Consider the following 3,241-nt stretch of genomic DNA (forward strand, 5'->3'; position numbering starts at 1 on the left):
GCAGGGCCGTCAACCACGCAGGGCCGTCGACCCCGGGAGGTCGACGGCCCTGCGCGGTCGATGTCGCGGTCTCAGTCCAGGTAGTCGCGCAGCACCTGGGAACGCGACGGGTGGCGCAGCTTCGACATCGTCTTCGACTCGATCTGACGGATCCGCTCCCGCGTGACGCCGTAGACCTGGCCGATCTCGTCCAGCGTACGGGGCTGGCCGTCGGTGAGGCCGAAGCGCAACCGCACGACGCCGGCCTCCCGCTCGGACAGCGTCTGCAGCACCGACTGCAACTGGTCCTGCAGCAGCGTGAACGACACCGCGTCCACGGCCACCACGGCCTCGCTGTCCTCGATGAAGTCCCCGAGCTGCGAGTCGCCCTCGTCGCCGATCGTCTGGTCCAGCGAGATCGGCTCGCGGGCGTACTGCTGGATCTCCAGGACCTTCTCCGGGGAGATGTCCATCTCCTTGGCCAGCTCCTCCGGGGTGGGCTCGCGGCCCAGGTCCTGCAACAGCTCCCGCTGGATCCGGCCGAGCTTGTTGATCACCTCGACCATGTGGACCGGGATCCGGATGGTGCGGGCCTGGTCGGCCATGGCCCGGGTGATGGCCTGGCGGATCCACCAGGTGGCGTAGGTGGAGAACTTGAAGCCCTTGGTGTAGTCGAACTTCTCCACCGCGCGGATCAGCCCGAGATTGCCTTCCTGGATCAGGTCCAGGAACGCCATGCCGCGCCCGGTGTAGCGCTTCGCCAGCGAGACGACGAGCCGGAGGTTGGCCTCCAGCAGGTGACTCTTGGCGCGCTCACCGTCGCGGACGATCCACTTCAGGTCCCGGCGCATCTGGGTGGAGAGCTTCTCGCCCTCCTCCTCGGTGACCCGGATGCGCTCGGCCGCGTACAGCCCGGCCTCGATCCGTTTGGCGAGTTCGACCTCCTCCTCGGCATTGAGCAGGGCGACCTTGCCGATCTGCTTGAGGTAGGCCCGCACCGAGTCGGCCGACGCGGTGAGTTCGGCGTCCTTGCGTGCCTGCCGCAGCGCCTCGGACTCCTCCTCGTCCCAGACGAAGTCGGGGTCCACGGGCTTGGCCGCGGCCGACTCCTCCTCGGACTCGGACTCCTCGGCCTCCTCCTCGGTGACGGTGGCGTCGACGACGTCCACCTCGACCGCGTCCACGTCGAGATCCGACAGGTCGACGTCCTCGAGGTCCGAGGCGTCGAGGTCACCCACCTCGGCCGCGCTCTTGGCCGCGGCCTTGCCCTTCTCGGCCTTGGCGCCCTTGCGGGTCCCCGTGGACTTCGGAGACTTCTTCGCGGCCGTCTTGCGACCCGACGACGTCTTCTCCGGCGGGGCCGTCCCGTTCGCGGCCGCCGTGTCCTCGTCGGCAGTCGCTTGCTCGGCGGCGCTCGTTGTCTTCGTCCCGCTTGGGGTTGCGGTCTTTGCGGCTGCCACGTACGCCCTTTCGCAGCGGTCGATCACGACGAACCGAGACGTTGGTATCCCGGCTGCCTCAAGTTCGGGGAACCTGCTCTGGCCTGCGGATTCCGCGTCCGCAGCCGAGAGCCGTGTTCCATTGTAACGACGGTGGGCACCGAAGTCGCGCAGCGATCACGTCCCGTGCGGCTCCGCGGGGGCCGGACGGGACGTCCGGTCAGTGCGCGAGGCCCTCGGCCGCGGCCGCGGCGGCGCCCACGATGCCCGCGTTGTTCAGCAGGGACGCGGCGACGACGGGGGTGTCGACGGTCAGCGACGGCACCCACTTCTCCGCTTTCCTGCTGACACCGCCACCCACGATATAGAGGTCGGGACTGAGGAGGTTGTCGAGCACGGTGAGGTACCGGTCGACCCGTTCGGCCCATTCCGGATATGTGAGGCCCTCGGTGTCCTTCGCGGAGGCCGCGGCACGTTTCTCGGCGTCGATTCCGTCGATCTCGATGTGCCCGAACTCGGTGTTCGGCACGAGGCGTCCGTCCAGGAACAGCGCACTGCCGATACCGGTTCCGAACGTCAGCAGGACGGCGACGCCCGCCCGTCCCTCGGGGGCACCGAACCGCATCTCCGCCATGCCCGCGGCGTCGGCGTCGTTGAGCACGGCCACCTCCGTGGGGCGCCGGCCCAGCCGCCCGGCGAACAGCACGTCGGCGTCCCGGCCGATCCAGCTCGGGTCGATGTTGGCGGCGGAGCGGGCCCTGCCCCGCTTGACCACCGACGGCAGGGTGACCCCCACCGGCCCGTCCCAGCCGAACGCGCCCACGACCTCGGTGACCACGTCGGCGACCGCGTCCGGGGTCGCGGGTCGCGGTGTGTCGATGCGCAGACGGTCGCCGACCAGCTCGCCCGTGTCGAGGTCGACAAGGCCGCCCTTGATGCCGCTGCCGCCGATGTCGATGCCGAAGCCCCGGCCCGCCTCCGTGGTCGCCGTGGTGGCCCCCGTCGTGGGCACCGTCATGGCGCCGCCCCTTCCTACTCGATTCAGAACCCGTCGCGCGAAACTCTAGCGGCGGGTGTGGTCCCATGGTGGCGTGGGAACCACCGACCCCGATCCCGCCGCGCTGGCCGCCACGGCGGAAGAGGTGGCCACCGAGGCCGCCGGGCTGGTCCGCGACGCGCGTGAATCCATGCTCGCCGGGCGGACGGTCGCTGTCGACACGAAGAGCAGCCGCACCGACGTGGTCACCGCCGTGGACACGGAGTCCGAACGGCTCATCCGGGCGAGGCTGGCCGCCCTGCGTCCCGGCGACGTCGTGCTCGGTGAGGAGGAGGGCACCGGCGGGGACACCGGCGGTGCCGGCACCCCGGGCCGCGTCGAGTGGGTGGTCGACCCGATCGACGGGACCGTGAACTTCCTCTACGGACTGCCCGCGTTCGCCGTCTCGGTCGCCGCACAGATCGACGGCGTGTCCGTGGCCGGGGCCGTCGTCGAGCCGGTCGCCGGCCGGACGTGGACGGCGACCCGCGGCGGGGGCGCCCGGCTGGACGGGCGGGCGCTGACGACGTCGGCACCGGAAGCGCTGGAGACGACGCTGCTGGCGACCGGGTTCGCCTACCGCGCCGAACGGCGGGCGCGGCAGGCGGAGCTGATCGCCGGGATGCTCGGCCGGGTGCGCGACATCCGCCGGTCCGGCTCCGCGGCGCTGGACCTGTGCGGGGTCGCGGCGGGCTGGACCGACGCCTACGTGGAACACGGGCTGAGCCACTGGGACTGGGCCGCGGCCGCGCTGATCGCCGAGGAGGCGGGCGCGGTCGTGTCGTTG

General features: G+C 71.3%; 3 protein-coding genes. 1 reads left to right on the forward strand and 2 read right to left on the reverse strand.

Features of this window, described 5'->3' with window-relative positions:
* Positions 1 to 71 precede the first annotated feature (71 nt).
* Together SACPADRAFT_RS0201615 and ppgK are read right to left on the reverse strand one after the other, a co-directional pair.
* Positions 72 to 1,439 (reverse strand): RNA polymerase sigma factor, encoded by a 1,368-nt coding sequence (locus SACPADRAFT_RS0201615; RefSeq protein ID WP_084258240.1) that lies wholly within the window; start codon positions 1,437 to 1,439, stop codon positions 72 to 74.
* 199 nt (positions 1,440 to 1,638) lie between these two features.
* Entirely contained in the window at positions 1,639 to 2,436 is a 798-nt protein-coding gene (gene ppgK, locus SACPADRAFT_RS0201620; RefSeq protein ID WP_007027030.1) for a polyphosphate--glucose phosphotransferase, read from the reverse strand.
* Between the two features lie 73 nt (positions 2,437 to 2,509).
* Between ppgK and SACPADRAFT_RS0201625 the strand changes: the two genes are divergently transcribed.
* Positions 2,510 to 3,241 (forward strand): inositol monophosphatase family protein (locus tag SACPADRAFT_RS0201625; protein WP_007027031.1); only part of this gene is annotated, 732 nt, incomplete at its 3' end.

It is taken from the genome of Saccharomonospora iraqiensis subsp. paurometabolica YIM 90007 (assembly GCF_000231035.2).
Classification (GTDB): domain Bacteria; phylum Actinomycetota; class Actinomycetes; order Mycobacteriales; family Pseudonocardiaceae; genus Saccharomonospora; species Saccharomonospora paurometabolica.

Bases quoted from the DNA above. Each gene is read 5' to 3' on its own strand.
- ppgK (WP_007027030.1), bottom strand. From the start codon at position 2,436: ATGACGGTGCCCACGACGGGGGCCACCACGGCGACCACGGAGGCGGGC.